The organism is Bombilactobacillus sp. ESL1097 (genome assembly GCF_058107205.1).
Window position 1 is genome coordinate 277,240 of record NZ_JBYLUB010000001.1, and the last position, 26,726, is coordinate 303,965.

Below are 26,726 nucleotides of genomic sequence, written 5' to 3' on the forward strand. Positions count from 1 at the left end.
AACGTTTGAAAAATTACTTTGGCCTTGTTCTCTGGTCAGTTACATAATTGCGCCCGAAATTAACCGCGGTATGGCAGAATTAGTTTTTGGTGTGCTAAGACGTGACCAGCCATAGCGTGTAATAACTCGTTGAGCCAAAAGCCATTGTCGAGTGGTAACACTTGATCTAGCGCATAAACGCGTAATTCGTATTGGTGAATTCCACTAGGCGGAGTCGGACCATGATAAGTTTGATTGAGCTGGGGGTTAGTCTCTCCTAAAAGCGAACCTGCGGAGGAATTTTTGCCTTGAATCATTTGTGGTAGCGGATGCTGACTCGCATCTTCTGGAATTTGGGTGACACGGGGGTCAATGTTCGCAGCACTCCAATGAATCCATTCAAAACCACAGACCGGAATAGAATCGGGATCTAGGAACGTTAATGCTAAAGATTTGGTAAGCGTAGGTACATCTTGAATGGTAATTGGAAAAGATTTAATCGGATTCGAACCATTCATTAATTCATCCAGTGGGGCAAATTTGCCATACTTTTTAGGTAATAGTCCCTGGACTAAGGGCACACTGATTTTCATGCGTAAGACTTCCTTTGCAACAATGTTATAATAAGTACAATTATTCTTGCTTAAATTGTAGCAATTTTAAGGCAGAAAGCAACTAAATCACTAAGTCTAAGATGATTGAAGAGAACAATGATGCAAATTACAGAATTTGAACCGGCAGTACAAACTTTATATCAGCAAGTCCAAGCTCAAACTAAAAGTAATATCAAGTTGCGTTTGAGTCAACGCCATGAAGCTTGGTTAGCTTTTGATCAATCAGGTCACCGCATGGATCAGCAGGGGAATTTAGAAATTATTCTAGCGCATTCTCAAAATCTAAATTTTACTTTAGCACATGAATTGCGGCACGTTTTGTTAGAAATGACCATTGCGCCCCAGGTTGATTTTTTAGTCACAACTACCGAGCCGGAGTTTGATCGCCAATTACAATTAACGGCGCGAACTTTAATTGGTGCCGTAGAGCATGTGGCTTTAACTAAACAACAACTAGCGGCTGGCGAGATTACACCGGCAGTAAAAGCTGCTTTTGTTAAAGGACTCCAGCAACATTTGCAGTATATTAGTGATCCCATCTATCAAACTTTACAGTTACTGGATGGTTTGGTTTTTGGTTTAGCTGAGGAACTAGCTTCCTATGCGGATCAGTTACCGCAAGCTTATCAAAAGGCACAACAACTTTGGCAAGTAGCTAGTCAACATTTTAAAACTACGATGCTGGGCTTGCGGCGCAATGAGATCGCCATCTTGCAAGAGTTTAATACTATTTTACAAGCGCAAGGCTATCAAGCTTTGCCCTTTAGCGATTTTGTTACTTTTGAGCCGTTACTAAGTGCGCGGCAATTACGGCTCAATGTGGGGCAAATTTTTCAATTTAAGCGGGTCGATTTTTTGGATTTACAAACGAAAAAGCCCGCAGTGTTATTAGTTGATCAACGTGATTTACAAAATTGTGGTACTGTCAAAGACTTTAGTGGTCAAGCCTTGCTGCCTGAAACTTATCTCCAAGTTTATCAACAACCTTTACAAACTTTTCTTCAGCTAAAGCATTTGGCCTATCATTTGCGTTAAGGAGGTTATATAATGCAGGATTTACAAACAATTATTGATCAAGCTCATTATGTTACGTTTTTAACGGGAGCCGGCGTTTCGACAGCGTCGGGAATTCCAGATTATCGGTCGAAAAATGGCTTGTATTCTGGTTCCGGTCACAAGCGTCCGGAAGAATTACTAAGTCACGATTATCTGATGAATCATCCCGCTGATTTTTGGCAATTTGTCAAACAAAGTTTGTACTTTCCACAAGCTAAGCCCAATGTCATTCATCAAAAAATGGCAGTAATTGCGAATCAAAAGGGCAAGGTTGTCACACAAAATATTGATGATTTAGATTTAAAGGCGGATAATCACGAATTAGTGCAGTTTCACGGAACCTTATACCAAACAACTTGTTTAAAATGTGGTCAAAAAGTTGACTGGCATGATTATTTAACAGACTACCATCATCAAAATTGTGGCGGAGTGATTCGCCCAGATATTGTCTTATATGGCGAACCAATTGCCCAAATGGCTGTTCAACAAGCAGTTTTGGCTGTTCAACAAGCTGATGTTTTAATTGTGGTGGGTACGAGTTTTCAAGTTTATCCGTTTGCGGGATTAATTCAATATCGCAAGCCTCAAGCACAATTGGTTGCTGTTAATAAGACACCACTTGACGTGGGGGCTGATGGAATTATGATTACCGCAGATGCTCAGCAAATCTTTGCACAATTAAATTAAGAAGCGCGCAAGTTTTCCGCATTTTGATAAGGTATAATAAAGAAGTTGGGACAAGCTTCTGATTGTGGAAGCAATAACGACGTCCACATGAAGATTAAAATCAAACTGTTGAGCAGGAGAGTATTAACCAGAGTACATTTTAAAGGTCAAATGGGTTTTGCAGAGTAAATGCTGGAAAGTACAATGGTGAACTTTTGAAATGTACTACGGATTTAATGCTCGTTTTGTTCTCAATAAAGGATAGTTATCCGTCAATCTCAATGTTTGAGCGTTACGTTCACAGTCGTTTTTTAAATCCAGATAATCATGTTAATTATTTAAGCAATTTAGTAATCATTTAGAAGAAATGGGGCAGATCAATGGCACAACGACCAACATTTTATATTACAACACCAATTTATTATCCATCAGGGAAGTTAACGATTGGCAATTCTTACACGACTGTTGCCGCGGATACCTTAGCACGTTATAAACGTTCCCGGGGCTTTGACGTGTTCTTTCTAACTGGCACCGACGAACACGGGCTCAAGATTGAGCAAAAAGCTGAAGCTAAGCACATGCAGCCGCAAGCTTACGTGGACGAAATGGCGGTGGGTATTAAAAAATTATGGCAATTACTCGAGATTTCCAACGACAAATTTATTCGGACTACTGATCAGCAACACGTGGCTGCAGTCCAACAAATTGTTCAAAAATTAATTGACAGTGGCGATGTCTACTTAGGTGAATACATTGGCTGGTATTCCGTCGATGATGAAGAGTATTTTACTGAATCACAGTTAGCCGAGGTCTATCGTGATGAAAAGGGTCAAGTTATTGGTGGTAAAGCACCGAGCGGTCATGAAGTCCAGTTAGTCAAAGAACCGTCATATTTCTTTAAGATGAGTAAGTATGCTGATCGTTTATTGCAGTATTATGAGGATCATCCGGACTTTATCCAACCGGATAGCCGTAAAAATGAAATGATTAATAACTTCATTAAGCCCGGGCTAGAAGATTTGGCTATTTCCCGGACGAGTTTTCATTGGGGTGTACCGATCCCGAGCGACCCTAAGCATGTGGTTTATGTCTGGATTGACGCGCTCTTAAACTATATTACAGCTTTAGGCTACGGTACGGCTGATCAAACTTTATTTGATCGCTACTGGCCAGCTGATGTGCATTTTGTCGGTAAAGAAATCGTTCGTTTTCATACCATTTATTGGCCAATTATTTTGATGGCTTTGGACTTACCATTACCTAAACAAGTTTTTGGTCATGGTTGGTTATTAATGAAAGATGGCAAGATGTCTAAGTCTCGTGGCAATGTCGTCTATCCAGAAATGTTAGTGGAACGCTATGGTTTAGATGCTTTGCGGTATTATTTAATGCGCGCCATTCCGTTTGGTAGTGATGGAGTGTTCACACCCGAAGACTTTGTACACCGCATTAATTATGATTTGGCTAACGATTTAGGTAATTTATTAAATCGCACCGTGTCAATGATTAATAAATATTGTGCGGGACAAATTCCCGATTTAGTGCTGGGGCAAACTGCCGTTGATCAAGATTTAGAGCAAGTAGTAGCTAAAACTATTGCCGATTATAATCAAGCCATGGATCAATTTGAATTTTCGACGGCCTTAGATATTACCTGGACTTTGATTTCGCGGACTAATAAGTACATTGATCAAACCCAGCCTTGGGTCTTGGCCAAAGATCCTGCGCAAAAAGCGACTTTAGACAATGTGATGGCGCATTTAGCTGAAGCTTTACGGATTATTGCCATTTTAATCAGTCCCGTAATGACCCATGCGCCCCAAAAAATCTTTGCACAACTGGGCTTTAATTGGAAACAGGATAATGAGATTGAATTTGGCCATTTGCCGAAGAGTCAAGTAGTGGCTAAACCAACCCCAATTTTTCCACGGTTAGATTATGATGAAGAAGTTGCTTATATCAAAGATACAATGCGTCAAGAACAACAAAAAGCGCAAGCTAGTGGGACGTTGAAAGTGACTAAATCTGCTGCCGCTAAGAAGAAACAAGCCCAAACTAAATCTGAGATTCAAATTGATGACTTTAACAAAGTTCAAGTCCAAGTAGTGGAAATTTTGGCTGTCCAAAAAGTTAAGGGTGCTGATCGCTTACTTCAATTTCAATTGGATGATGGCAGTGGTCAAACACGGCAAATTATTTCAGGAATTGCCGAATTTTATCCAGAACCACAACAATTAGTCCATCAGAAGGTTTTAGCGATTACTAACTTGAAACCACGGAAAATGCGTGGAGAACTGAGTCAAGGCATGCTTCTGTCTGCTGAACATGCTGGACAGGTACAGTTAGTAACAGTTCCAGCTAACTTAGTTAATGGTTCCAGTGTTGAATAATAATGAGGTTATAATTTGAAAATATTTGATTCCCATACGCATCTAAATGATGATCCTTTTTGGGGGCAAACGCCTGCTTTTTTACAGCAAGCTCGAGACTTGGATGTGGTAGAAATGGCGATTGTGGGCTCGAACACGCAGCTAAATGCACGAGCTTTGCAATTGGCCCAAAGTTACCCCCAACTTTTTGCAGTAATTGGCTGGCATCCTGAAGATAGTGCTCATTTTGATGCTGCCGCGCAAAAAAAATTACTACAGCAGCTGCAAGACCCACGTGCCATTGCGATTGGTGAAATTGGCTTAGATTATCATTGGGAGCAAAATCCCACTCCGACAATTCAACAAGCGGTTTTTATTCAACAATTGCAATTGGCCCAGCAATTACACTTGCCAGTCAGCATTCATACGCGGGACGCGCTGGAGGACACTTATGCGATTCTAAAGCAGCATTGGCCCGCACATGGTGTGATTATGCATAGCTTCAATGGTAGTTTAGCTTGGTTGGATAAATTTTTGGCTTTGGGGTGTTATATTTCCTATAGTGGTGTGGTTTCCTTTAAGAATGCGCCTGAAGTACGAGCTGCAGCGATACAAACACCGCTAGAGCGTCTCTTGGTTGAAACCGATGCACCGTATTTGACGCCGGAACCACACCGTGGAGAAATGAATCAACCAGCTTTTAGTCGTTTTGTGGTTGAAGCCGTGGCTAATTGCCGGCAAGAAAGTGTGGCAACCATTGCGGCGCAAACATATCAAAATGCACATGAGGTTTATGATTTAAATGGAAAAAATTAAAGAAGTCATTGTTGTGGAAGGGCGTGACGATACGGCCCGCCTTCAACAAGTTTTTGGTAACGCGATTGATACGATTGAAACCAATGGCTCGGCAATTAATGATGAGACGATTAAGTTGATTCAGCAAGCGCAGGCCAAGCGAGGCGTGATCGTGATTACCGATCCCGATTTTAATGGCGAACGTATTCGCCGGAAAATCGTGGAACAAGTTCCCGGTGTCAAGCAAGCTTTTTTACGCCGGCAAGATAGTGTCCCTGCTAATCGTCACGGGAGTTTAGGCTTGGAACATGCGAATGCCCAGGTTATTAAACAGGCGTTGCAATCCGTCTTTACCACCGATCAAGCTGCAACTAATTTAATTACGCAACAGGACTTATTAGATTGGCATTTGATTGGCGCTAAAGAGTCCAGACATTTGCGTGAGTTAGTTGGTGATGAGTTGCATATTGGTTACGCCAATGCTAAACAATTTTTACGGCGGTTAACAATGTTACAAATTACACCCCAGCAGTTAGCGCAAGCGGTGCAAAAGGTTCAAGGGAGTATTCATGGTAGTTGAAAAGTATGATATTGCTGATCCATTACGGACACAAGCAATTTTAAATCAGTATCAAATTCATGCTAAAAAAAGTTTAGGACAAAATTTTTTACAAGAGCCTACGGTAATTGATCAAATTGTGGCCAGTGCTCAGATTAAGCCGGGGGATGTGGTTTTAGAAATTGGTCCGGGAATTGGGGCGCTCACGCAACAATTGGCGAAAGTGGCGCAGCATGTTTATGCGTTTGAGTTAGATGCGGACTTGATTACGCTGTTGCAGGAAAATTTGGCGGATTATCATAATTTAACAATTATCCAAGCTGATTTTTTGCAAGTTGATTTAGCTAAATTTGTGCAAACCGAACATTTAACGCAAGCTAACTTGAAGGTAGTTGCTAATTTACCGTACTATATTACGACACCTATTTTGTGGAAATTATTGCAAGCGCCAGTGACTTTGCAGCGTTTAGTTTTGATGATGCAAAAAGAAGTTGCTCAAAGAATTACTGCGACTCCAGGACACCGTGAGTTTGGTGAATTAAGTGTTAATGTCCAGACTAAAGCGACCGTGAAAATTGAACAACTGGTTGATAAAAAAGCTTTTGTGCCCCAACCAAAGGTGGATTCCGCTGTGGTCAGTTTGGACTTAGCACAACGTCCTGATTACCAAATTGATGATGAAGTTTGGTTTGAACGAGTTGTGAAAGCAGCTTTTCAGCAAAAACGTAAAAATTTGTGGAATAATTTGTTAGTGTTAGTGGGTAAATCGCCGGTTAATAAGCAAAAACTAGAAACGGTGTTTACCAACTTGAATTGGCAACATCAAGTGCGAGCCGAACAGTTAACGATTGTACAATTGGAACAATTAACGCAACAGCTAAAACAACAATTTGCCTAAAAGTGCTGTTTTTTAGCCGAAAAATTGAATTTTTCATTGTTTAATGGTAAAATTTGTGCTAAAGGGGTTGAGTTAATGCCAATAACATTTGATTCTATTAAACGTACATTGGATAATCACTTGGGCGAAGGAATTACAGTTGTTGCCCAAGTTGGACGTAAAAAAGTTACTCGCCGCCACGGCAAGTTAGCTGAAACATTTCATTCTGTTTTTGTAGTTGATTTGGATCCAACAGAAAATTCATTTGAACGTGTTTCTTATAGTTATGCTGATTTGTTGACTAAATCAATTGAATTGTCATTTGATTAGATTGTCTTGAGGACAATCTTTTTTTATGCTTTTTTTACAGTAATACATGCCAGTTTTTGCCGATAACACTGGTCTTATGTTATAAAAAATAAAAAATGCCTGTCAACTTTTTCCAGTTGTACGAACATTATTTGAGTGAATTTTGTGATCTGATCGAATTATTGGTCAACTTGCACCCTGTGATTTCTTGCGAATAGTTGCTGCTGAACTTTCTAATTGTGCTTGCTCTTGGGGAGTAAGTTGCAGCTCAATGGTTTTGATTACCCCATCGCGCCCCACAATCGCCGGATATGACATGTAAGTGTGATATTTGTCTTGATAACTAGAAATAGGTAATTCACTTTTGGCATCACTTAAAATGGCTTTAATAAGACGAACCGCTGCCGCTGTGACGCCGTAGTTAGTATAATGCTTACCCTGGAAAACAGTCGCACCACCAAATTTAATGGTCTCATTGAGGTCAGCCAATTTCCAAGGGGCATTTTGAGCTAAGTCAACAATCGGTTGTTCTAAAACTTTGACAGTTGACCAAGCTGTAAATTGAGAATTGCCGTGCTCACCTAAGGTGAACCCTTGAACAGAACGGGGATCAACATCGAACTTTTGGGCAACGACTTTTTTCATGCGCGCAGTGTCTAATAGTGTGCCGGTGCCCAGTACGTGCTTTTTAGGCAAACCGGTTAATTCTTGGTATAAACTGGTTACTGCATCAACAGGATTAGAAATAACAATTAAAATCCCATCAAAGCCACTGTTTTTAATAGCATCGGTGATTGGTTGCAATTGTTCTTTGTTGTACTTTAATTCTGCAAAGCGATCACCTTTGGCGGTCAATGAAATCTTTCCTAAGGTGCTGACAATGATTTGAGCATCTTTTAAAGCGGCATAGTCATTAACCGTGATATTCACATGATGGTCAAGGTTAGCCATGGAATCTTCAAAATCTATTTTATCCGCGTTAACTTTAGTTTCATTGGTATCAATTAAGACTAAATCATTAACTAAGCCAGTAATCACTAAATGATGCGCTAAAGTGTCACCAACATGACCATCACCGATAATTCCAATTTTAACTGACATAATAAATTACTCCTTTTGAATTAGATAGATGATTGAGTACTAGGCAAAATTTTAATAAGTTGCGCCAAAGAGCAGGTACCTAAGCACTATCAGATTGAAGTGGGGGATGACAAGCTGGTGCTTTAGCAATGCTTGTGATCGGTTACACCCACCTTTTCCATTATAGATGTTTGGCAATAATTATTGGTAATTAATTTGGTAAAGTTGTGCCAAATTCTTATCAAGAGATGAATCATTGATGTCTGCTAAAAGGTACTTTGTTTCAAAATGTTCGGTTTCTCGGTATAATATTAATAAAAATAGAATTTAAGTAGGTAATATTTCATGAAAATTCGTCGTAGTGAACGTTTAATTGATATTACGCATTATTTAGAGCAACGACCATATCAGTTAGTTCCGCTGACTTTTTTTGCGCAAAGGTATCATTCGGCCAAATCTTCCTTGAGCGAAGATATGACGATTATTAAGCAAGCCTTTTTGCACGCACATATCGGCTTAGTAGAAACAGTGCCGGGAGCTGGTGGTGGAGTTATTTTTACACCCGGAATTGATCAAGCGACAGCTCAAAAATATTTAACAGAATTAAAAGAGCAGTTAGCTGATGCCCAGCGGATTTTACCTGGCGGCTATTTATATTTGTCAGATCTCTTGGGGAATCCGACAATTTTGGATAAAATAGGTCAATTAATTGCGACGCAGTATGCGAAGCAAGACATTGATGCCATTATGACGATGGCCACCAAGGGCATTCCGATTGCCCAAAGTGTTGCTGAATACTTAAATGTGCCGTTTGTGATTGTTCGCCGCGAGTCCAAGATTACAGAAGGCCCGACTTTAAGCGTTAACTACACAGCTGGTTCCTCCGATTATGTGGAGAAAATGGAATTATCAAAACGTAGCTTAGCGGCAGGATCGAAAGTCTTGGCGGTTGATGATTTTATGAAGGGTGGCGGAACGGTGTTAGGCATGGAAAATTTGATTCAAGAATTTTCCGGTCAGTTGATCGGAGTAACTGTTTTAGTTGAAGTTCGAGAACCAACCATGGTTAAGACACAGGCAACTTCCTTATTCCAAATTCAACCGTTAGCACATCAAGATCAACAAGTGCAAATTTCGTTAGGCAACTATTTAGAACGAACGGACTTCAGTCGCTTTGAAACAAAAGATTGAGTGCTCTAAAACAATAATGTATGATTGTATAGGTAAAGATTTATAAATTTAGTGAAGTGAAGGAATTTTCATGTCTGAACGTTTTACGGTAATTTTGGCTGCTGGTAAGGGCACAAGAATGAAGTCCCAACTTTATAAAGTGTTGCATCCAGTTTGTGGACGGGCCATGGTCGACCATGTGCTAACACAAGTCGAGCAAATTCATCCCAGCCAGATTGTCACGGTCGTGGGTTTTGGTTCTCAACAAGTTCAAGAACTATTACAAGAACGTACATCTTATGCTTTGCAAAAAGAACAGTTAGGCACTGCTCATGCAGTTTTGCAAGCTGAGGAATTATTGGGAACTAAAAAAGGTACAACCTTAATTATTAGTGGTGATACACCTTTATTTACTGCTGCTACTTTAGAAAAGTTGTTTGCTTTTCATGAACAAAATCAAGCTGGGGCCACAGTGTTAACGGCCCAAGCCCCGGATCCTTTTGGTTATGGTCGGGTAATTCGGGATCAAAATGATCAAGTTTTACGGATTGTAGAACAAAAAGATGCAACGGTTACGGAACAAAAAGTACAAGAGATTAATACTGGTGTTTATTGTTTTGATAACCAACAATTATTTACTTATTTGCATCAAGTGAATAATGATAATGCTCAAGGTGAATATTATTTGCCAGACGTTATTGGGATGATGCAAGCTGATCACAAGCGGGTGTTAGCGTACCAGATGGCTGATTTTTCAGAGTCTTTAGGTGTTAATGATCGCGTGGCATTGGCCCAAGCTACTAAGTTAATGCAGCTGCGGATTAACCAAAAATTAATGCGTTCGGGAGTGACGCTGACAGCTCCTGAACAAACTGCGATTGATGTTGATGTCCAAATTGGTCCGGATACGACCATTGAAGGCGGTGTAGTCATCAAAGGCCAGACGAAGATTGGTCAAGATTGCTATATTACGAGCGGCTCCAGAATTGTTGATTCAACGATTGGTGATGGCGTAACAATTACTAGTTCTACTTTGCAAGAAGCAACGATGGCAGATCAGAGTGATATTGGACCACATTCACATCTCAGACCCCAAGCACATATTGGTCAACAAGCGCATGTTGGTAATTTTTGTGAAGTCAAAAAGGCAACTTTGGGGGCCCGCTCTAAGATGGGGCATCTGAGTTATTTAGGCGATGCCACTGTTGGCAGTGATGTTAACATTGGTTGTGGCGTGGTTTTCGTAAACTATGATGGTGTCCAGAAATGGTCCACTGAGGTAGGCGATCATGCCTTTATTGGTAGTAATTCGAATTTAGTGGCACCATTAAAGGTGGCCGATCATGCGTTTATCGCTGCTGGTTCCACGATTACCAAGGACGTGGCCTATCACGATTTGGCTTTAGGGCGTGCTCGGCAAGTTAATAAAGCTAATTACTGGTCGCATTTGCCAGTAGCTGATGATCAAAGTTGGAACGATTAATTGATTAAAAGAAAGTTGAGAAAATAATGTCTACACTGAGAGCTAATAGTCCCATGAAAATCTTTGCGTTGAATTCTAATAAACCTTTAGCAGAAAAGATTGCTAAAGAAGTCGGAGTACCATTAGGTAAGTCTTCGGTCAAACGTTTCAGTGATGGAGAAATTCAAATTAATATTGAAGAAAGTATCCGAGGTTCTGAAATTTTTATTATTCAATCAACCTCCGCACCAGTCAATGATAATTTGATGGAATTATTAATCATGATTGATGCTTTACGCCGCGCTTCAGCAGCGATGATTAATGTGGTCATTCCTTATTATGGCTATGCCCGTCAAGATCGCAAAGCGCGGGCGCGAGAACCAATTACCTCTAAATTGGTGGCTAATATGTTACAAACTGCGGGGGCTGATCGGATCTTAGCTTTAGATTTACATGCCGTCCAAATTCAAGGCTTTTTTGATATTCCTGTTGATCATTTAATGGGGGCACCATTATTAGCTGACTATTTCTTAGAAAAGGGTCTTGATCAAGATGCTGTCGTGGTTTCACCCGATCATGGTGGCGTGGTGCGGGCTCGGAAATTAGCCGAATTTTTAAAAGCACCGATTGCGATTATTGATAAGCGCCGTCCGCGACCAAATGTATCCGAAGTGATGAATATCATCGGTGATGTGAAAGACAAACGGTGTATCATTATTGATGATATGATCGATACGGCCGGAACGATTTCGTTAGCGGCCCAAGCGTTAATGAATGCGGGTGCGAAGGAAGTCTACGCTTCTTGTACACATGCAGTGTTGTCAGGTCCGGCAATTAGTCGTTTAGAAGAATCACCAATTAAGCAAGTGATTGTAACGGACTCTATTCAATTGCCTGAAGAAAAGAAAATTGATAAAATGGTTCAAATTTCGGTGGCACCATTGATGGGTGAAGCCATTAAGCGGATTTATGACAATGCGCCAGTTAGTCCATTATTTAAAACTAGATTTAAACGACACTAGTCCTTAACCTAGGGCTGGTGAACAAGGTATTAATTAAGGTAGCTACGTGCTTTACTTTTCTAGAATAGTAGTTTAACTGGAATAAATATCTGAATTCCAGTTCTTTTGACATAATGTTGGTAACAAAAAAAGCTATGACCACGGTTTGTTCTTGATTGCTCAAGAAACAACTGTTGCCATAGCTTTTTAAATGTTATCACTTATTTAGTTTAAGAATGATTTTGCTTTTGTAAAAGATCACGAATTTCTTGTAAGTACTGGACTGATAATGCATCATTACTCGGCTGTTCTGGTTCTGCTTGAGCGTGTGGTTTTTCTAACGCGTTTAATCCTTTGACAATTAAAAAAACGACAAAGGAAATAATCAAGAATTCAATGACTGCATTTAAAAAATCACCCACGCGAAACATTCCCAATTTGATAGACGATAAATCAATTTTTCCTAAAAACAATCCAATAAAGGGATTCAGGATGTATTTAGTTAAGGCGCTGACAATTTTATTGAAAGCTCCGCCCACAATTACCCCTACGGCCAAGTCCACGACACTACCGCGTGCAATAAATTCTTTAAATTCTTTTAACATGAACACCAAACTCCTCTTTGCCAAAAGTAGGGTCACAACTAATAATTCAAAGTTGAGATGAGCGTATTGAGGTGGTTTTTGAATAGCAAACCGTCTTTATGATCCCAACTTTTTGTTAAGTAAACCCTCTTCTTAATCATAGCTAATCTTGCAAAGAATTGTTACGAATATGACTTTGAAATTCGCTTAATGCGGCTTTAAAGGTGGAACTTTGCGGATCAGCGAGCATTTCTTTAGGAAAATAGAACCGATGATCGCCACTGACACGACCGCTGAGCGCCTTGACAATGGGACTGACTGTTGAGAGTTCTTGCAAGGTGCCATCAGGCTGCATTAATTCAATCTGAGTTTTGGGTTCTTTAGAAGACGGGTCATATAAATCATAGGGCAAATCAAAACTGTTGTTAACCGCAGTATAAAAGTTGGGATCAAAACCAGCCGCTTCAACGAGAGCTTGCATTTTGGCAATTAATGGTGTTTGTTGTTCGGTAAAGGTAATTGATTTAAAAGGAATCCGATCGAGAAAGTGGTGCGCTAAATTCCGTAAAATTGCATCCGGGTGCTCCCGCCATAAATTAAAGTAGGTGTTGAGAGCATCGTCATCTAAGCGCACATAATCTTGAACGCTTATCTGATTTTCAAAGAATGGAATGAGTAAACTGGGCGTTTCTAAACCAACGAGTTGGCTATTCTCATAGAGAAATTTAGCTCGGTGTAACAATTTAGTCAGCACGACTTCCATCCCCCGAGAAACCGGGTGAAAATAAACTTGTTGATACATCTGAAAACGCGAGACAATGTAATCTTCAATGGCGTGCATGCCCCCAATGTCAAAGGCAATTCCGTTTTGGTAAGGACGAATGACCCGCATAATGCGCGTTAAATCAAACATGCCATATTGGGTACCAGTAAAGTAAGCATCCCGCAATAAGTAATCCATGCGGTCAGCATCAATTTGACTAGAAATCATTTGGACCACCTGAGCGTTGGGGTAGGTTTTGGCAATTACGCTGGCAACTTGTGCGGGAAATTCCGGACTAACTTGACGCAAGACTTGATTAACCTGAGTTTGTGGCGAAGTAATAATCTGTTGGGTCCATTGTTCGTGATCAGTATGAAAGATATGTTCAAATGTGTGAGAATAAGGTCCGTGTCCGATATCATGCAATAAAGCAGCACATAAAGCCACTAGGCGCTCGTGATCATCCCATAAACCATCCCCAGGATGTTGGGTGGGATAATTTTGTTGAAAAGAATCACAAATTAAACGCGTAACTTCGTAAACGCCAACACAATGTGTGAAACGTGAATGTTCAGCACCATGAAAAGTAAATGAGGTGGTTCCTAATTGTTTGACACGGCGCAAGCGTTGAAATTCTGGGGTATTGATTAAATCTAAAATAATGCGATAGGGGACGTGAATATAGTTATGAACTGGATCGCGTAAAACTTTTTCGCGGGGTAAAAAATCAATTTTATTCATGTAGACTCTCCTTGATGATATGATTTAAACGTTGTTGTTGTTCTAATTTGGCATTCATAGTAGCAGTATAATTTGGCAATTGTTGCAGCTGGGCGGGAGTAATATCTGAAATTGTAAATTGTTGTTGACAAACTTGCAATAATTGGTGTTTAAACAGCATGACACTCAGCTCGTTAGCTGTCAAAGCTGCTAATGTGTTCATTGTCTGTGGATCAACATCTGGATAAACATCGTTGTGTGCTTGATTAGCTAATTGATAAAATTGCTGAATAATTTGCCCACGCTTGAACTGGTCACCGTTGATTGAAATATAGGCCATAATGGCTAAACTTTGGTGTTGGCGCCGTTGAGCAATACCGGCAAATTTTTGATGATTAATGACTAAATCAAAATTACCTGGACAGTAAGAATTTTTAACCTCGTAATGTGTTAGGTTGATGTTTGGCAAGCAACCTTGAATTAAGTCCAACATTAATTCATAGCCTTGATCAATTGAGAATTTCTCTGCATTGGGCAATAGTAAACTAATATTTAAGACACCAGGATCGCTCACAACTGCTAAACCACCAGAGTTGCGAATGATTAAGTGATAATTTTGTTGATTTAAGTAACGCAAACCATTCGCAAAATGATCCAAATGTTTATCGCGTAAACCACAAATCACTGTCGGACTAGTTTGCCAAAATTGGAGCAAGGGCTGCTGAATTGTTTGGCAGTAATCTAAGAGATAATCAGTCTCTGGAAAAATAGTTTGAATTTGCGTCGGTGTTTGATAATTGACATCATAAATTAATAATTTTTTTTCTAGCATAATTTTCCTCACAATTTAATAAATAGCTTATAATAAGTACAGTCAAATAAAACGAGGTGAATAATGTGGAACGAACTGCTCAAGATATTCAAGTGCAATTAAAAACGCAGGTTATACAAGAAGGGCAAGTTCATAATTATCGAGTTGATCAAACCGGACAAGCGGTGATTATGGGTGATAAACTATATATTCGTTACCAGGAATCACCAAAAGAACAAGAAAATATTAAGGTGATTGTTAAAATTGCCACCAATAATCAAATCACGATTAAGCGCCAAACGGGTGAACACTTAACCACGAATATGATGTTTGACCAACAAAATGATCAAGCTTTTAATTATATGACAGAGTATGGTCAAATTCCGTTAGTATCACATACTAACCAGTTGCAAGTGGCAGTGTCGAAAATGCCGTTATCGGGTAGTGTGCACTTAGATTATTCACTGCATTCAGGAACTAATTTGGTGGGAGATTACAAGTTACAATTGATTTTTAGTTGAGTAATCTGTAATATTAGAACTAGACTGTTGAAAGAGGTTGGAACCAAAGTTGCTCACGAGTTGAGCATTCTATAACAGATAGTCGTTTGAAGTTTTGGACCTTCCTGGTGCAATTGGCAGGAATGAAGAGGTAGTTCAGGACTTTTTGAAACGTTATTGACAATCGGTGTTTTTAATTGTCTCAATTATAAACATCCTCTTTTGGTTCCATCCACGTTGAAAGGACGTGTACGTAGTTGGCTTTAGAACTCAAACAATTCGATGGCGAAGACAAAAAAGATTTGTCCATGATCGAAGTAGCGCACGCAATCTTGGAACAAAAAGGCTCAGTGCTCCCCTTTGCGGATATTGTGAATGAAATCCAGCAATTCATGGGTAAAAGTGATAGCGAGATTCGTGAACGGTTACCGCAATTTTATACAGATTTAAATGATGACGGCGGCTTTATTTCTTTAGGTGAAAATGTCTGGGGACTACGTACGTGGTATCCTTATGATTCTGTTGATGAAGAAGTCAACCATCCTGAAGATGCAGATAATGTTAAAGCACCGACGTTAAAACGCGTGAACGCTTTCTTGGATGATGAAGACGATGACGATGATGTCATTGACTATGATGACGATACCGTCGACACAGGTGATGATGACGAGGAAGACTCTAATGATCACACGCCAGATTTATCGAAGTTTTCACATCAAGATCTAACTTTTGGCAATACGGATGATAGTGACATCGATGACGATCCGACTGATGATTTGCAGGATGGTATTGAAGGCGATTTGAGTGAGTTTTCTGATGAAGACGATGACGATGATTCTGATGCTGAATAAGCACAGTCATTATAACATAGCCTAAATCTAATTTGACAAGATATTTAATTCATTGTAAAATACCGCTTGGGCACTTTACAATGTGCAATAAAGGCTCTCTGTTCTTATAGAATAGGGAGCTTTTTTAGTTTTGAATGGAAGCTGATTGACAAAGAGACTTCTGCTTTTGTTTCTGGCTTTCGTTTAAGGTTTAAATCATTAATCTTTCCCTCAATTAATTTTCAAAGGAGTAAATTGAATGACCAAATATATTTTTGTCACTGGTGGTGTTGTTTCGTCTTTAGGCAAAGGGATCGTCGCTTCATCTTTGGGACGTTTGCTAAAAAATCGTGGCTTGAAGGTGACTTTACAAAAGTTTGACCCGTATCTCAACGTTGATCCAGGAACGATGAGTCCATATCAACACGGAGAAGTTTTTGTCACAGATGATGGTGCGGAAACTGATTTGGATTTAGGTCATTATGAACGCTTCATTGATAATGATTTGAACAAATATTCCAACGTCACAACTGGAAAATTGTACGCCGAAATTCTACGCAAAGAACGTAAAGGTGAGTACAATGGGGCTACTGTCCAAGTGATTCCACACGTAACGAATATGATTAAAGAAAAGATTATGCGGGCTGCTACAACCACGGATTCAGATGTGATCATTACAGAGGTTGGGGGCACAGTCGGCGATATTGAATCTTTACCTTATTTAGAAGCTTTACGCCAAATGAAATCCGAAGTAGGTTCGGAAAATGTAGTTTATATTCATACAACGTTGGTTCCTTATTTACGCGCCGCTGATGAAATGAAAACTAAGCCGACACAGCATAGTGTCAAGGAATTACGGGGCTTGGGTATTCAGCCTAATATTTTGGTTGTGCGGACAGAAAAGCCAATTTCACAAGGAATGCGCAATAAAATTGCTTCATTTTGCGATGTTGATCCTGAAGCCGTGGTGGAATCAATGGATGTACCAACACTTTATTCAGTACCTTTGAATTTACAAAAACAAAATCTGGACCAAATTGTCTGTGATTACTTGCATTTAGATGTCCCACAAGCTGATATGAGTGAATGGAAGAAGCTAGAACAGCGGGTATTGAACTTGAAGCATCAGACTAAAATTGCTTTGGTGGGTAAATACGTTGGTTTAAAGGATGCTTACATTTCCATTAATGAAGCTTTGAAACATGCTGGCTTTTGTTTTGACACCGATATTGACGTCGTGCGGATTAGCGCGGAAGAAGTAACCAAAGATAATGTTGCTGAAAAATTAGCAGGTGTCGATGGGTTAATTGTTCCTGGTGGTTTTGGTACCCGTGGTTTGGAAGGAATGATTCAAGCAATCCAGTATGCCCGTGAAAATGATTTGCCATTTTTGGGAATTTGCTTGGGTATGCAAATGGCTAGCATTGAATATGCTCGTAATGTGGCTGGGGTTAAAGATGCTACTAGTGGTGAAGTTGACGAAAATGCTCCGCATAAAGTCATTGATTTAATGGCGGATCAAAAAGACGTGGAAGATATCGGTGGAACTTTACGATTAGGTTTATATCCTTGCAAGTTAAAACCGAATACCTTAACAGCCCAGGCTTATGCCGGCCAAAGTGTTATTCAAGAACGTCATCGTCATCGTTATGAATTTAATAATGATTATCGAGAATTATTACAAGATAAAGGTTTAGTTATGTCTGGGGTTTCGCCAGATAATCATTTAGTAGAAATTATTGAATTGCCGAAGAATAAATTCTTTGTGGGGACACAATATCATCCAGAATTTCTGTCGCGTCCGAACCGTCCAGAACCAATTTTTAAAGAATTTATGAAAGCTGCTAGCAACTTGTCCGAAATAGACTTTTAAAGACCAATAATAGGTGTACTTTGCGTACAGTTTATATTATTATTTTATAGTGGGATTTATTATTATTGATAACTGACCATCACTATTTCGTGTATTATAAAATAATGATAATAATCTATTGAGGCAACGACTAACAAAGAAGGATTGAAAATTATGGCAGAAATGGTTATTCATGGGGGAAAAAGACTTTCCGGATCAGTCACTATTGGTGGCTCTAAAAATAGTACAGTAGCAATTATTCCCGCGACCATTTTGTCAGATACGCCGGTCGTTTTAGATTCTGTACCGCAAATTAGGGATGTTTATAACTTAATGGATCTATTACAGGAAATGGGCGTTAAATCACAGTTTAAAGATGAAGTTTTAAAAGTTGATCCAACTGCGATTTTTCCGATTTCTTTATCACATAGTAAAGTTAATAGTTTACGTGCATCTTATTATTTTATTGGTTCTTTATTAGGACGATTTGGCAAGGCAGTGGTTGGTTTTCCTGGTGGGGATGATATTGGTCCGCGGCCGATTGATCAACATATTAAAGGTTTTAAGGCTTTAGGTGCGCAAGTATCTGAAAAAGATCATTGTATTGTCGTTGAAGCGCCTGAAGGTTTACATGGAGCCCGGATTTTCTTGGATATGGCTTCAGTGGGAGCCACTATTAATATTATTTTGGCTGCTGTCAGAGCACAGGGAACGACCATCATTGAAAATGCTGCTAAAGAGCCTGAAATCATTGATTTGGCAACATTTTTGAATAATATGGGTGCCAAAATTCGGGGTGTGGGTACACAAACTATTCGTATTACGGGTGTGCAAAGTTTACGCGCCACTAATGCGCACACGATTATTCCCGATCGGATTGAAGCCGGAACTTATTTATCCATTGCAGCGTCAATGGGTGACGGTATTTTAATCAAAAATATTATTGCGGAACATTTAGATGCTTTTTTGGCTAAAGTTCAAGAGTTAGGTGTCCATATTGATGTTCGCGAGGATAGTATTTTTGTCTATCCAAACAGTCAATTGAGTGGGGTGGAAATCAAGACCAGTCCTTATCCGGGTTTTGCCACTGATTTACAACAACCCTTGACTCCTTTATTGTTCCGTGCCGATAGTAAAAGCACGATTATTGATACCCTTTATCCGAAGCGGACACGCCACGTCCCCGAATTAATCAAAATGGGTGCGAATATTAAAGTTGTCGAAGGCAAAATTGAAGTAACGCATACTGATGATTTAATTGGCGCTGAAGTAACTGCAGAAGAAATTCGTGGTGGTGCTAGTTTGATGGTGGCGGGACTGATGGCTTCAGGCACGACAGTCATTCATCAAGCTGAAAATATCATGCGGGGTTATGACCGAATCATTACGAAATTACGCAATTTGCGCGCTGATGTTTCCTATAATGGAAAACAAGAATTTTAATATCGGACAGTCAGCTGGTTGCGTCCTTATTTGTTTAGTGCTATCATAACAAGTTGTTAGTCAAATTAATCTCTAGATCAGCAAATGGTCTAGGGCCAAGGAGTGTCAATTATGAAAAAAGGAATCCATCCTGATTACCATGAAGTTGTTTTTATGGACTCAGCAACGGGTAAGAAGTTTTTAGCTGGTTCAACAGTTCAATCAAATGAAACTACCGATTATGAGGGTAAAGAATATCCTTTGATTCGGGTTGAAATTACTTCTGATTCTCATCCATTCTACACTGGTAAGCAAAAGTTTACACAAGCCGATGGTCGAATCGATCGTTTCAACAAGAAGTATGGCTTGACAGAAAAATAATTGTTTTACTAAAAAAACGTCCTCAATTACGAGGACGTTTTTTATTGGCCAATATTTTCGGCTCAGAATTAGTAGTTAAGTTATTCTTAGTAGACTATTGGTTAACATTGTCTTTTAATTTAGGTTTCTTGGTCACTTGTTGAACAAAACCTAAATTGATTAGCTCTAAGAAAGCAGTAGATAAGAAGACCATGGCGTAACCTAAGGTTCCTGAAACTAACGATCCTAATAAAGGACCGGCAAAATTGCCAATGTACATAAAACTTTGATTATAGCCGAAGATCCGGCCAGAAATTTCATGCGGACTTTCTTTGGCTAAAATAGTTTGAACTTGAGGGAGTAGGGCAGCGTTTGAAATACCCACTAAGAAGCGTAAAGCCATTAGTTGCCAAACATTAGTGACAAAAGCTTGTGGAATATAAACGATAGTTGCAAAAATGAGTCCCACAATTAAGACTCGTTTAGTCCCAATGCGGTCACCTAAAGCGCCTAGGCGCGAAGCTAACAGTGCGGATGGAATTCCCGGCATGGCAGTAACTAAACCACTAATAAAGGCCACTTTACCTTGACCATGCATTAATTGATGTACGTACAAACTAATAATAGGGTTAATCGAATTATTAGCTGTTTGAATAATGAAGGTCGTGATACACATGCCAATAATAATTTTGGGATTAGGAATTTGGTGGTACACTTCTTTAAAGGTTGCCTGTTGATCTTTAGGTACCGGAGTAAAGTCTTCTTTGACGAAAAATAGACAAAGAACGAAGGCACTCAATAACAAAATACCGGTAATCAAGAACGGTAGGCGGTAACCGAAGGATTGTGCGATCACGCCCCCAATTAACGGCCCCAATAGATTACCTGTCACGGTTCCGGTTGTTAAGGTTCCCAAAGCTTTACCTACATTTTTGGAGGGCGCAGTTGTAGCAATTAAAGTGTTAGAATTGCTAATATATCCTGAAAAGATGCCTTGAAGAGCCCGTAAAATTAACAATTCATACACATTAGTGACGATAGACATACAACCAATCACGATAGCCATGCCCAGTGAGGCCCTTAAGATAATGGTCTTACGTCCTTTTCGGTCTGCTAATTTGCCCCACATCGGAGAAATAGCCGCGGAAACTAAAAAGGTAATGGAATATGTAATTCCCGACCAAAATGATAATTGAGCATTACTAAAATGTTGTAACGTGTTAATATATAATGATAAAAATGGCACAACCATGCTAAAACCAATGCCGGCAATAAAATTGCCAAACGTTAAGATATACATGTTTCTTTGCCAATATCGATCTTCCTGCATTAATTTCACTTCCATTTACATGAAAATATTATAGCACTCAAAAAGTTAATTTCTGGCAATTATTCTCAATAAAAATAATTAAGGAGTACATTTATGAAAATGCATTTAAGTCAGATTGCGCAATTGCTGCAATTGAAGCAAACCTTTAGTGAGGATCCCATCGTGCGTGATGTGGTTTTTGATAGTCGTAAAGTGACGCCTGGTTCCTTGTTCGTTCCCTTGATTGATCAACGTGATGGTCATGAATTTGTTGCACAAGCACTGAACCAAGGAGCTGTGGCCACCTTGTGGCAAGCGGATCATCCGTTACCAGCTACGAATGTTGAGAATTATTTAGTGGTGGCTGACCCACTAAAAGCAGTGCAACAGTTGAGCCAAACCTATTTAGCTCAGATTCATCCCCAAGTAGTGGGCATTACTGGCAGTAATGGCAAAACAACGACGAAAGATATGGTAGCGGCGATTTTAGCGCAAAAATATCGCGTAGCGAAAACACCGGCTAATTTTAATAATGAAATTGGAGTACCGCTAACCATTTTACAAATGGCTCCCGATACGGAAATTTTAGTGGTAGAAATGGGAATGGATCGTCCCGGTCAGTTGACCGCTTTATCAAAATTAGTTTGTCCCGATGTGGCAGTCATTACGATGATTGGTGAAGCTCACATTGAATTCTTCGGCACACGAGCTAAAATTGCGGATGCTAAGATGGAAATCGTTTCGGCTTTAAAAACAACGGGTTTGTTTATTTACAATGGCTCAGAGCCGCTATTGCAAACTAGAGCCCAAACTGTTTCGCAGGCTAAACAAACTTTCGGTCAGCAATCACAATTAGATGTGTATCCGACGATGATTCAGACTTATCAGACACATACTAATTTTAAAATTAACTGGGATGAAAACTTAGAGTTTAGTTTACCGTTAATGGGTGATTATAATGTGGATAACGCTCTAGCAGCCCTGTTAGTAGGTCGACATTATCAAGTGCCATTAACACGAATGCAGTCAGCATTGCGTGATTTTCAACCTACTAAAAACCGGACCCAGTGGTTGCGGACAGCTGCCGGCACACAAATTTTAAGTGATGTCTATAATGCTAATCCGACGGCGATGATTGATGTGATTAAAAATTTTCAGGAATTTCCGATTACACAACCAGGCCGGCGCCTATTAGTGTTGGGTGATATGTTAGAGCTGGGAGAAAAGTCAGCTCAGTTGCATGCCAGTGTGGCACAAGCCATTGATTTTTCTAAAATTAATAAAATTTACTTATATGGTCAACAGATAGCAGCTTTACAAAAAGCTTTACCACCTGATTTTCCAGTGGCTTTTTATGAACTAAACCAAAAGCAGCAATTAATTAATGATTTAAAAGCAACGATTCAGGCCAATGATTTAGTTTTATTAAAAGCTAGCAATGGTTTGCACTTAGATGAAGTTGTGCAGGCACTATTGAAATAAATTGCTCCGGTATTTAATTTAAAACTCAATTTCACAGCTGATTGTAATGGTGTGACGTTCCCGGAAGCAGCAGTTTGCGACTAGCTACGGCCAAGTTCTTAAGTTTAAAAACCAAAACTTAAGTAAGCCATACTTAACTTCTCAACGCTCCATGTCACAGTTGATTTGAGTTAAAGTTCTTTATCTTCAATTCAAAACGTGGTAAAGTAGTTAGCTAGTGAAAGTTTCTGAAAAATAATGATAATGATTACAAGACAGTTGATTTGATACAAAACTAGCCCCTGTTTTGTGATTGACTTTCACAATTCTAGGAGGATATTTTTTGAAATTTAGTGAACTTAATTTAAATGAAGACTTATTAAAAGCAACACAGGAAGCGGGTTTTGAAGAGACAACGCCCATTCAAGAAAAAACCATTCCGCTAGTTTTATCAGGGGTGGACGTCATTGGTCAAGCACAAACCGGTACTGGTAAAACCGCTTCTTTTGGTTTGCCATTATTGCAAACAGTGGATACACATGCACCTTATGTTCAAGCCTTGGTTATTTCACCAACTCGAGAACTAGCTGTGCAGACGCAAGAAGAGTTGCATCGTTTAGGTCGCTATCATCATGTAGCAGTGCAAGCAGTTTATGGTGGTTCCGATATTCGGCGGCAAATTCAAGCTTTGCGTAATCATCCCCAAATTGTCGTGGGCACTCCCGGACGGGTTTTGGATCATATTAAGCGCCATACTTTAAAATTAGACCATGTCCAAACGGTTGTGTTAGATGAAGCAGACGAAATGTTGGATATGGGCTTTGTTGAAGATATTGAAAATATCTTGAAGAATGTGCAAGCGGATCATCAAACCTTACTTTATTCAGCAACCATGCCGCGGCCAATTATGAATATTGCCGAGAAGTTTATGAAGGATCCCAAAATAGTTCAAATTAAGTCTAAAGAATTAACCGCAGATAAAATTGAACAATATATGATTCGTTCTAAGGAATATGAAAAGTTTAATACCATGACTCGGTTATTTGACGTTCAAAAGCCAGAATTGGCCGTTATTTTTGGGCGGACCAAACGGCGGGTTGATGAAATTACTCGGGGTTTAAAAGCGCGGGGCTATAATGCTGAAGGTATTCATGGTGATTTGTCCCAACAAAAACGGATGAGTGTTCTGAAGCAATTTAAAGCGGGAAAATTAGAATATTTAGTGGCAACGGATGTTGCTGCGCGGGGCTTAGATATTTCTGGTGTTAGTCACGTATTTAACTATGATATTCCCCAAGATCCAGACAGTTATGTGCATCGAATTGGCCGGACGGGTCGTGCCGGTCGCTCTGGAATTTCCATCACGTTTGTATCACCAAATGAAATGAGTTATTTACGTGCAATTGAGCAATTAACTAAGGTGCGGATGTTGCCCTTAAAGCCGCCAACTGATCAACAAGCATTAGCTGGACAGCTAGAAGATGCAACTAAAAAGATTGCTGAACAAATTAGCCATGGTAAATTGGATAAGTTTCAAACAGTGGCACAACAGTTATTGGAACAATATGATGATGTTCAATTAGTTGAATTATTATTGAAGAATTTGACGAAAGATCCTGAAGCCATTCCGGTAAAGATTACACCAGAACGGCCATTGCCGAGTCGCCATAACCGTAATTACCGTGGTGGTAATGATCACCGGTCACATTCTCGTTATCGGGGTAACGACCGTCGGCGGTACAATAATAATGATCGCCGGCATTATTCTCATGATGACCGGCAAAAACGCAACAATAATAACAACCATCATCGTAACTTTACAATTAGGACTAATAATAGTCGGTAAAGGAGTTTCAGTTGATTCAAGGCTTAGGAATTGACATAGCAGGAATTGAGCGCATTTGGCAGGCTTATCAAAAACAGCCCCGTTTTTTAACCAAAGTTTTAACGGTAGCAGAACAAAATGTATTTCATCAATATCGCGGTCAGCGTCAAAAAGAGTTTTTGGCGGGCCGCTTTTCTGCTAAAGAGGCTTTTAGTAAGGCTTTGGGCACCGGTATTGGGCCGGTTAGTTTTCAAGATTTAACAATTTTAAATAGTGATAATGGACAACCTTATGTTAAACAAAAGGTATATACTGGAACTGTTTGGATTTCGATTTCACATACTCAAACTTATGTAATGACCGAAGTTATCTTGGAAAAGGGAAGTGGTTCAGATGCAACCTTCAATCCACCGTCCGACAATGATCACGATTGATCGGCAGGCACTAAGACAGAATTATTTGACTTTTCGGCAATTGGCCGGCCCTCAGCGGCAAGTTTTTGCGGTTGTGAAGGCTGATGCTTATCATCATGGTGCGGTAGAAGTGGCCAAAGCTTTACAGGAAGTCCAAGTGGATGGTTTTTGTGTTGCTACTATTGACGAAGCCTTACAATTGCGGCATGCTCATATTACAGAACCAATCTTGGTCTTAAATGTTGTTCCGGTTGAACAAGCACCGTTGGCGACACAACATGACATTTCGCTAACCGTCGATAGCTATGAATGGTTAGTGCAAGCTAGTAAACAGGTTAAAACCCCAGTGAAGGTGCATTTAGCCCTGGATACTGGGATGGGGCGGATTGGTTTTCGAATGCCAGCAGATAAGGCAAGTTTATTAGCGGCATGTCAAATCTTGGAGCAATCACCGTTATTAATTCCGGAAGGAATTTTTACGCATTTTGCGACTGCCGATGAACAAAATTCGGCTTATTTTCAACAACAATGGGCCTCTTTTGAACAGACGGTAACTGCATTGCCACTTAAGTTTACCTATGTGCATATGGCTAATACGGCCACTGCTATTTGGGCGCCAACTTTGGACAACAGTAATTTGGTGCGGCTCGGGATTGGTTTGTACGGACTAAGTCCGGCCGGTAAGTTGCGTAATGATGTGTCGTTACCTTTAAAACCCGTTTTAAGCTTAACTAGTCAAATTGTTGCTTTGCGCCAGTTACATGCCGGTGACAAAGTCGGCTATGGAGCAACGTATACCGTGCAAGCTGAGTCGGAATGGATTGCCACGGTGCCACTGGGTTATGCTGACGGCTGGCATCGAAATTTGAGTGGTGGTTCGGTCTTAGTAGCAGGGCATAAGTGTCCGATTGTGGGGCGCATTTGTATGGATCAGTTAATGATTAAAGTTCCTCAGCGTTATGCGTTAGGAACTACCGTGACGCTGATCGGTACTCAAGACCAGCAAACTATTAGTGTTGATGATGTAGCTAGCTATGGTCAAACCATTAACTATGAAATTTTATGTTCTCTATCCGAGCGAATTCCCCGCACGTATATTAATTAGGTACTCAACTGAATTAACGTCAGAAGCAGTCCTGTTTTTTAAATTAATTGTGTTAAAATAACGTTAAGTTTAAAAAAACAGACTTCTGGAACACTGAACTCTAGCTATGAATAATTTTTAAACAAGATATAATAGTTATTAGCTGATTTTTGGATAATTAGTTGCTAGCGACTGAGTCCGGTAGTTGACAATGATATTTAATTGGTAAAAGATTAGGGGGGAGAATAACCATGGCCGCATTTCAGAAAAATTTTTCCGTTCAATTAGATTCTGATGTCGTCGATCGATTGCAGAAGTATAGCGCTGAAAATGCTTGTGATACTAATTATGTTATTGATGAAGCATTGTTTAACTTCTTTCAGCAAGAGGATCGGATGGTAGGTCAATTAGTTGATGGTTATTTAAATATGGCAGATATTAACGAAGAAATAAGTAATGCTTTTTCAATTTGTGAACAGGAAGTAGATAGGCAAGTCAGTGGCTATTCCAATTAAACGTGGCGACGTATTTTTCGCCGATTTATCACCCGTGGTTGGTTCCGAACAAGGTGGAATGCGACCAGTATTAGTAGTACAAAATAATGTCGGTAATCGTTACAGCCCGACAACCGTTATTGTTGCCATTACTGGGCGAATCGAAAAGCCGAAGATGCCGACGCATGTTGGTATTACTAAGGAAGATGGTTTTAGTAAAGATTCAGTGATTTTAACTGAACAAATTCGCACAATTGATAAGCAACGTTTAAAAGAAAAAGTAACGACTCTGTCAGCAGAAAAAATGAGTGCAGTTGATAAAGCTTTAAGAATTAGTATTCATGTATAAAATTAAGATTGC

General features: G+C 39.7%; 27 protein-coding genes. 21 read left to right on the forward strand and 6 right to left on the reverse strand.

What is annotated here, in order from left to right:
• Positions 1–59 precede the first annotated feature (59 nt).
• Positions 60–572 carry a YbhB/YbcL family Raf kinase inhibitor-like protein gene (locus tag AC3B6D_RS01185; RefSeq protein WP_489757091.1) on the reverse strand — a complete coding sequence of 171 codons (513 nt, stop codon included), beginning with the start codon at positions 570–572 and terminating at the stop codon, positions 60–62.
• Between the two features lie 120 nt (positions 573–692).
• Between AC3B6D_RS01185 and AC3B6D_RS01190 the strand changes: the two genes are divergently transcribed.
• The 7 genes from AC3B6D_RS01190 to AC3B6D_RS01220 all read left to right on the forward strand — a co-directional run bounded on the left by AC3B6D_RS01190 (position 693) and on the right by AC3B6D_RS01220 (position 7,245).
• Entirely contained in the window at positions 693–1,628 is a 936-nt protein-coding gene (locus AC3B6D_RS01190) for a hypothetical protein (RefSeq protein ID WP_489774739.1), read from the forward strand.
• A gap of 12 nt (positions 1,629–1,640) precedes the next feature.
• Entirely contained in the window at positions 1,641–2,336 is a 696-nt protein-coding gene (locus tag AC3B6D_RS01195; protein ID WP_489757093.1) for an NAD-dependent protein deacylase, read from the forward strand.
• 359 nt (positions 2,337–2,695) lie between these two features.
• On the forward strand, positions 2,696–4,705 hold the full coding sequence (metG, locus tag AC3B6D_RS01200) for a methionine--tRNA ligase (protein ID WP_489774740.1): 2,010 nt from the start codon (positions 2,696–2,698) through the stop codon (positions 4,703–4,705).
• A 15-nt stretch (positions 4,706–4,720) separates the two neighbouring features.
• Complete coding sequence (locus tag AC3B6D_RS01205) at positions 4,721–5,500, forward strand: TatD family hydrolase (protein WP_489774741.1); 780 nt, start codon at positions 4,721–4,723, stop codon at positions 5,498–5,500.
• A complete protein-coding gene (rnmV, locus tag AC3B6D_RS01210) occupies positions 5,487–6,059 on the forward strand; it encodes a ribonuclease M5 (RefSeq protein WP_489757096.1) in 573 nt (190 codons plus the stop codon). Before AC3B6D_RS01205 ends, rnmV begins: the two co-directional genes overlap by 14 nt.
• Positions 6,049–6,936 carry a 16S rRNA (adenine(1518)-N(6)/adenine(1519)-N(6))-dimethyltransferase RsmA gene (rsmA, locus tag AC3B6D_RS01215; protein WP_489757097.1) on the forward strand — a complete coding sequence of 296 codons (888 nt, stop codon included), beginning with the start codon at positions 6,049–6,051 and terminating at the stop codon, positions 6,934–6,936. Before rnmV ends, rsmA begins: the two co-directional genes overlap by 11 nt.
• A 75-nt stretch (positions 6,937–7,011) precedes the next feature.
• On the forward strand, positions 7,012–7,245 hold the full coding sequence (locus tag AC3B6D_RS01220) for a Veg family protein (protein WP_489757098.1): 234 nt from the start codon (positions 7,012–7,014) through the stop codon (positions 7,243–7,245).
• A gap of 165 nt (positions 7,246–7,410) precedes the next feature.
• Here AC3B6D_RS01220 and AC3B6D_RS01225 read toward each other — a convergent pair whose 3' ends face one another.
• Entirely contained in the window at positions 7,411–8,325 is a 915-nt protein-coding gene (locus AC3B6D_RS01225) for an L-lactate dehydrogenase (protein WP_489774742.1), read from the reverse strand.
• A 324-nt stretch (positions 8,326–8,649) separates the two neighbouring features.
• On the opposite strand from AC3B6D_RS01225, the gene purR reads away from it, so the two are divergent.
• The 3 genes from purR (at position 8,650) to AC3B6D_RS01240 (ending at position 11,958) form a co-directional block, all read left to right on the forward strand.
• Complete coding sequence (purR, locus tag AC3B6D_RS01230) at positions 8,650–9,495, forward strand: pur operon repressor (protein WP_489757100.1); 846 nt, start codon at positions 8,650–8,652, stop codon at positions 9,493–9,495.
• A 70-nt stretch (positions 9,496–9,565) separates the two neighbouring features.
• Positions 9,566–10,957, forward strand: coding sequence for a bifunctional UDP-N-acetylglucosamine diphosphorylase/glucosamine-1-phosphate N-acetyltransferase GlmU (gene glmU, locus AC3B6D_RS01235; protein ID WP_489774743.1), 1,392 nt, complete (start codon positions 9,566–9,568; stop codon positions 10,955–10,957).
• A gap of 53 nt (positions 10,958–11,010) precedes the next feature.
• Positions 11,011–11,958 carry a ribose-phosphate diphosphokinase gene (locus AC3B6D_RS01240; protein ID WP_489774744.1) on the forward strand — a complete coding sequence of 316 codons (948 nt, stop codon included), beginning with the start codon at positions 11,011–11,013 and terminating at the stop codon, positions 11,956–11,958.
• A gap of 209 nt (positions 11,959–12,167) precedes the next feature.
• Here the strand turns inward: AC3B6D_RS01240 and mscL are convergent, their stop codons facing one another.
• The 3 genes from mscL to AC3B6D_RS01255 all read right to left on the reverse strand — a co-directional run bounded on the left by mscL (position 12,168) and on the right by AC3B6D_RS01255 (position 14,836).
• Positions 12,168–12,542 (reverse strand): large conductance mechanosensitive channel protein MscL, encoded by a 375-nt coding sequence (mscL, locus tag AC3B6D_RS01245; protein ID WP_489757103.1) that lies wholly within the window; start codon positions 12,540–12,542, stop codon positions 12,168–12,170.
• 142 nt (positions 12,543–12,684) lie between these two features.
• Positions 12,685–14,025, reverse strand: coding sequence for an HD domain-containing protein (locus tag AC3B6D_RS01250; protein WP_489774745.1), 1,341 nt, complete (start codon positions 14,023–14,025; stop codon positions 12,685–12,687).
• A complete protein-coding gene (locus AC3B6D_RS01255) occupies positions 14,018–14,836 on the reverse strand; it encodes a lipoate--protein ligase family protein (RefSeq protein ID WP_489774746.1) in 819 nt (272 codons plus the stop codon). The genes AC3B6D_RS01250 and AC3B6D_RS01255 overlap by 8 nt, the downstream gene beginning before the upstream one ends.
• Before the next feature lie 65 nt (positions 14,837–14,901).
• Between AC3B6D_RS01255 and AC3B6D_RS01260 the strand changes: the two genes are divergently transcribed.
• The 5 genes from AC3B6D_RS01260 (at position 14,902) to AC3B6D_RS01280 (ending at position 19,800) form a co-directional block, all read left to right on the forward strand.
• Positions 14,902–15,336 carry a YwiB family protein gene (locus AC3B6D_RS01260; protein WP_489757106.1) on the forward strand — a complete coding sequence of 145 codons (435 nt, stop codon included), beginning with the start codon at positions 14,902–14,904 and terminating at the stop codon, positions 15,334–15,336.
• A 287-nt stretch (positions 15,337–15,623) separates the two neighbouring features.
• Positions 15,624–16,166 carry a DNA-directed RNA polymerase subunit delta gene (gene rpoE / locus AC3B6D_RS01265; RefSeq protein ID WP_489757703.1) on the forward strand — a complete coding sequence of 181 codons (543 nt, stop codon included), beginning with the start codon at positions 15,624–15,626 and terminating at the stop codon, positions 16,164–16,166.
• A 238-nt stretch (positions 16,167–16,404) separates the two neighbouring features.
• The gene (gene pyrG / locus AC3B6D_RS01270) at positions 16,405–18,018 is read left to right on the forward strand and encodes a CTP synthase (protein ID WP_489757107.1); all 1,614 of its coding nucleotides are present in this window, start codon (positions 16,405–16,407) and stop codon (positions 18,016–18,018) included.
• Between the two features lie 153 nt (positions 18,019–18,171).
• Positions 18,172–19,440 carry a UDP-N-acetylglucosamine 1-carboxyvinyltransferase gene (murA, locus tag AC3B6D_RS01275; RefSeq protein ID WP_489757108.1) on the forward strand — a complete coding sequence of 423 codons (1,269 nt, stop codon included), beginning with the start codon at positions 18,172–18,174 and terminating at the stop codon, positions 19,438–19,440.
• A 111-nt stretch (positions 19,441–19,551) separates the two neighbouring features.
• Positions 19,552–19,800: a type B 50S ribosomal protein L31 gene (locus AC3B6D_RS01280; RefSeq protein WP_489757109.1), complete on the forward strand. Its 249-nt coding sequence runs from the start codon at positions 19,552–19,554 to the stop codon at positions 19,798–19,800.
• Between the two features lie 94 nt (positions 19,801–19,894).
• Here the strand turns inward: AC3B6D_RS01280 and AC3B6D_RS01285 are convergent, their stop codons facing one another.
• Entirely contained in the window at positions 19,895–21,109 is a 1,215-nt protein-coding gene (locus AC3B6D_RS01285; protein WP_489757110.1) for a multidrug efflux MFS transporter, read from the reverse strand.
• 93 nt (positions 21,110–21,202) lie between these two features.
• Between AC3B6D_RS01285 and AC3B6D_RS01290 the strand changes: the two genes are divergently transcribed.
• From AC3B6D_RS01290 to AC3B6D_RS01315, 6 genes are all read left to right on the forward strand, one after another.
• Positions 21,203–22,570: a UDP-N-acetylmuramoyl-tripeptide--D-alanyl-D-alanine ligase gene (locus tag AC3B6D_RS01290; protein ID WP_489774747.1), complete on the forward strand. Its 1,368-nt coding sequence runs from the start codon at positions 21,203–21,205 to the stop codon at positions 22,568–22,570.
• Positions 22,571–22,892: 322 nt separating this feature from the next.
• A complete protein-coding gene (gene cshA / locus AC3B6D_RS01295; RefSeq protein ID WP_489769213.1) occupies positions 22,893–24,395 on the forward strand; it encodes a degradosome RNA helicase CshA in 1,503 nt (500 codons plus the stop codon).
• Positions 24,396–24,406: 11 nt separating this feature from the next.
• Positions 24,407–24,808: a holo-ACP synthase gene (gene acpS / locus AC3B6D_RS01300; RefSeq protein ID WP_489757113.1), complete on the forward strand. Its 402-nt coding sequence runs from the start codon at positions 24,407–24,409 to the stop codon at positions 24,806–24,808.
• Complete coding sequence (gene alr / locus AC3B6D_RS01305) at positions 24,768–25,892, forward strand: alanine racemase (protein ID WP_489774748.1); 1,125 nt, start codon at positions 24,768–24,770, stop codon at positions 25,890–25,892. Before acpS ends, alr begins: the two co-directional genes overlap by 41 nt.
• A gap of 230 nt (positions 25,893–26,122) precedes the next feature.
• Complete coding sequence (locus AC3B6D_RS01310; protein WP_489757115.1) at positions 26,123–26,386, forward strand: ribbon-helix-helix domain-containing protein; 264 nt, start codon at positions 26,123–26,125, stop codon at positions 26,384–26,386.
• On the forward strand, positions 26,370–26,714 hold the full coding sequence (locus AC3B6D_RS01315) for a type II toxin-antitoxin system PemK/MazF family toxin (RefSeq protein ID WP_489757116.1): 345 nt from the start codon (positions 26,370–26,372) through the stop codon (positions 26,712–26,714). Before AC3B6D_RS01310 ends, AC3B6D_RS01315 begins: the two co-directional genes overlap by 17 nt.
• The last annotated feature ends 12 nt before the right edge of the window (positions 26,715–26,726 follow it).

Bases quoted from the DNA above. Each gene is read 5' to 3' on its own strand.
- AC3B6D_RS01280 (WP_489757109.1), top strand. From the start codon at position 19,552: ATGAAAAAAGGAATCCATCCTGATTACCATGAAGTTGTTTTTATGGAC.
- mscL (WP_489757103.1), bottom strand. From the start codon at position 12,542: ATGTTAAAAGAATTTAAAGAATTTATTGCACGCGGTAGTGTCGTGGAC.
- alr (WP_489774748.1), top strand. From the start codon at position 24,768: ATGCAACCTTCAATCCACCGTCCGACAATGATCACGATTGATCGGCAG.
- metG (WP_489774740.1), top strand. From the start codon at position 2,696: ATGGCACAACGACCAACATTTTATATTACAACACCAATTTATTATCCA.
- AC3B6D_RS01250 (WP_489774745.1), bottom strand. From the start codon at position 14,025: ATGAATAAAATTGATTTTTTACCCCGCGAAAAAGTTTTACGCGATCCA.
- AC3B6D_RS01310 (WP_489757115.1), top strand. From the start codon at position 26,123: ATGGCCGCATTTCAGAAAAATTTTTCCGTTCAATTAGATTCTGATGTC.
- AC3B6D_RS01240 (WP_489774744.1), top strand. From the start codon at position 11,011: ATGAAAATCTTTGCGTTGAATTCTAATAAACCTTTAGCAGAAAAGATT.
- glmU (WP_489774743.1), top strand. From the start codon at position 9,566: ATGTCTGAACGTTTTACGGTAATTTTGGCTGCTGGTAAGGGCACAAGA.
- AC3B6D_RS01225 (WP_489774742.1), bottom strand. From the start codon at position 8,325: ATGTCAGTTAAAATTGGAATTATCGGTGATGGTCATGTTGGTGACACT.
- rsmA (WP_489757097.1), top strand. From the start codon at position 6,049: ATGGTAGTTGAAAAGTATGATATTGCTGATCCATTACGGACACAAGCA.
- AC3B6D_RS01255 (WP_489774746.1), bottom strand. From the start codon at position 14,836: ATGCTAGAAAAAAAATTATTAATTTATGATGTCAATTATCAAACACCG.
- murA (WP_489757108.1), top strand. From the start codon at position 18,172: ATGGCAGAAATGGTTATTCATGGGGGAAAAAGACTTTCCGGATCAGTC.
- AC3B6D_RS01220 (WP_489757098.1), top strand. From the start codon at position 7,012: ATGCCAATAACATTTGATTCTATTAAACGTACATTGGATAATCACTTG.
- AC3B6D_RS01185 (WP_489757091.1), bottom strand. From the start codon at position 572: ATGAAAATCAGTGTGCCCTTAGTCCAGGGACTATTACCTAAAAAGTAT.
- pyrG (WP_489757107.1), top strand. From the start codon at position 16,405: ATGACCAAATATATTTTTGTCACTGGTGGTGTTGTTTCGTCTTTAGGC.
- rpoE (WP_489757703.1), top strand. From the start codon at position 15,624: ATGATCGAAGTAGCGCACGCAATCTTGGAACAAAAAGGCTCAGTGCTC.
- AC3B6D_RS01195 (WP_489757093.1), top strand. From the start codon at position 1,641: ATGCAGGATTTACAAACAATTATTGATCAAGCTCATTATGTTACGTTT.
- AC3B6D_RS01190 (WP_489774739.1), top strand. From the start codon at position 693: ATGCAAATTACAGAATTTGAACCGGCAGTACAAACTTTATATCAGCAA.
- rnmV (WP_489757096.1), top strand. From the start codon at position 5,487: ATGGAAAAAATTAAAGAAGTCATTGTTGTGGAAGGGCGTGACGATACG.
- AC3B6D_RS01285 (WP_489757110.1), bottom strand. From the start codon at position 21,109: ATGCAGGAAGATCGATATTGGCAAAGAAACATGTATATCTTAACGTTT.
- AC3B6D_RS01290 (WP_489774747.1), top strand. From the start codon at position 21,203: ATGAAAATGCATTTAAGTCAGATTGCGCAATTGCTGCAATTGAAGCAA.
- purR (WP_489757100.1), top strand. From the start codon at position 8,650: ATGAAAATTCGTCGTAGTGAACGTTTAATTGATATTACGCATTATTTA.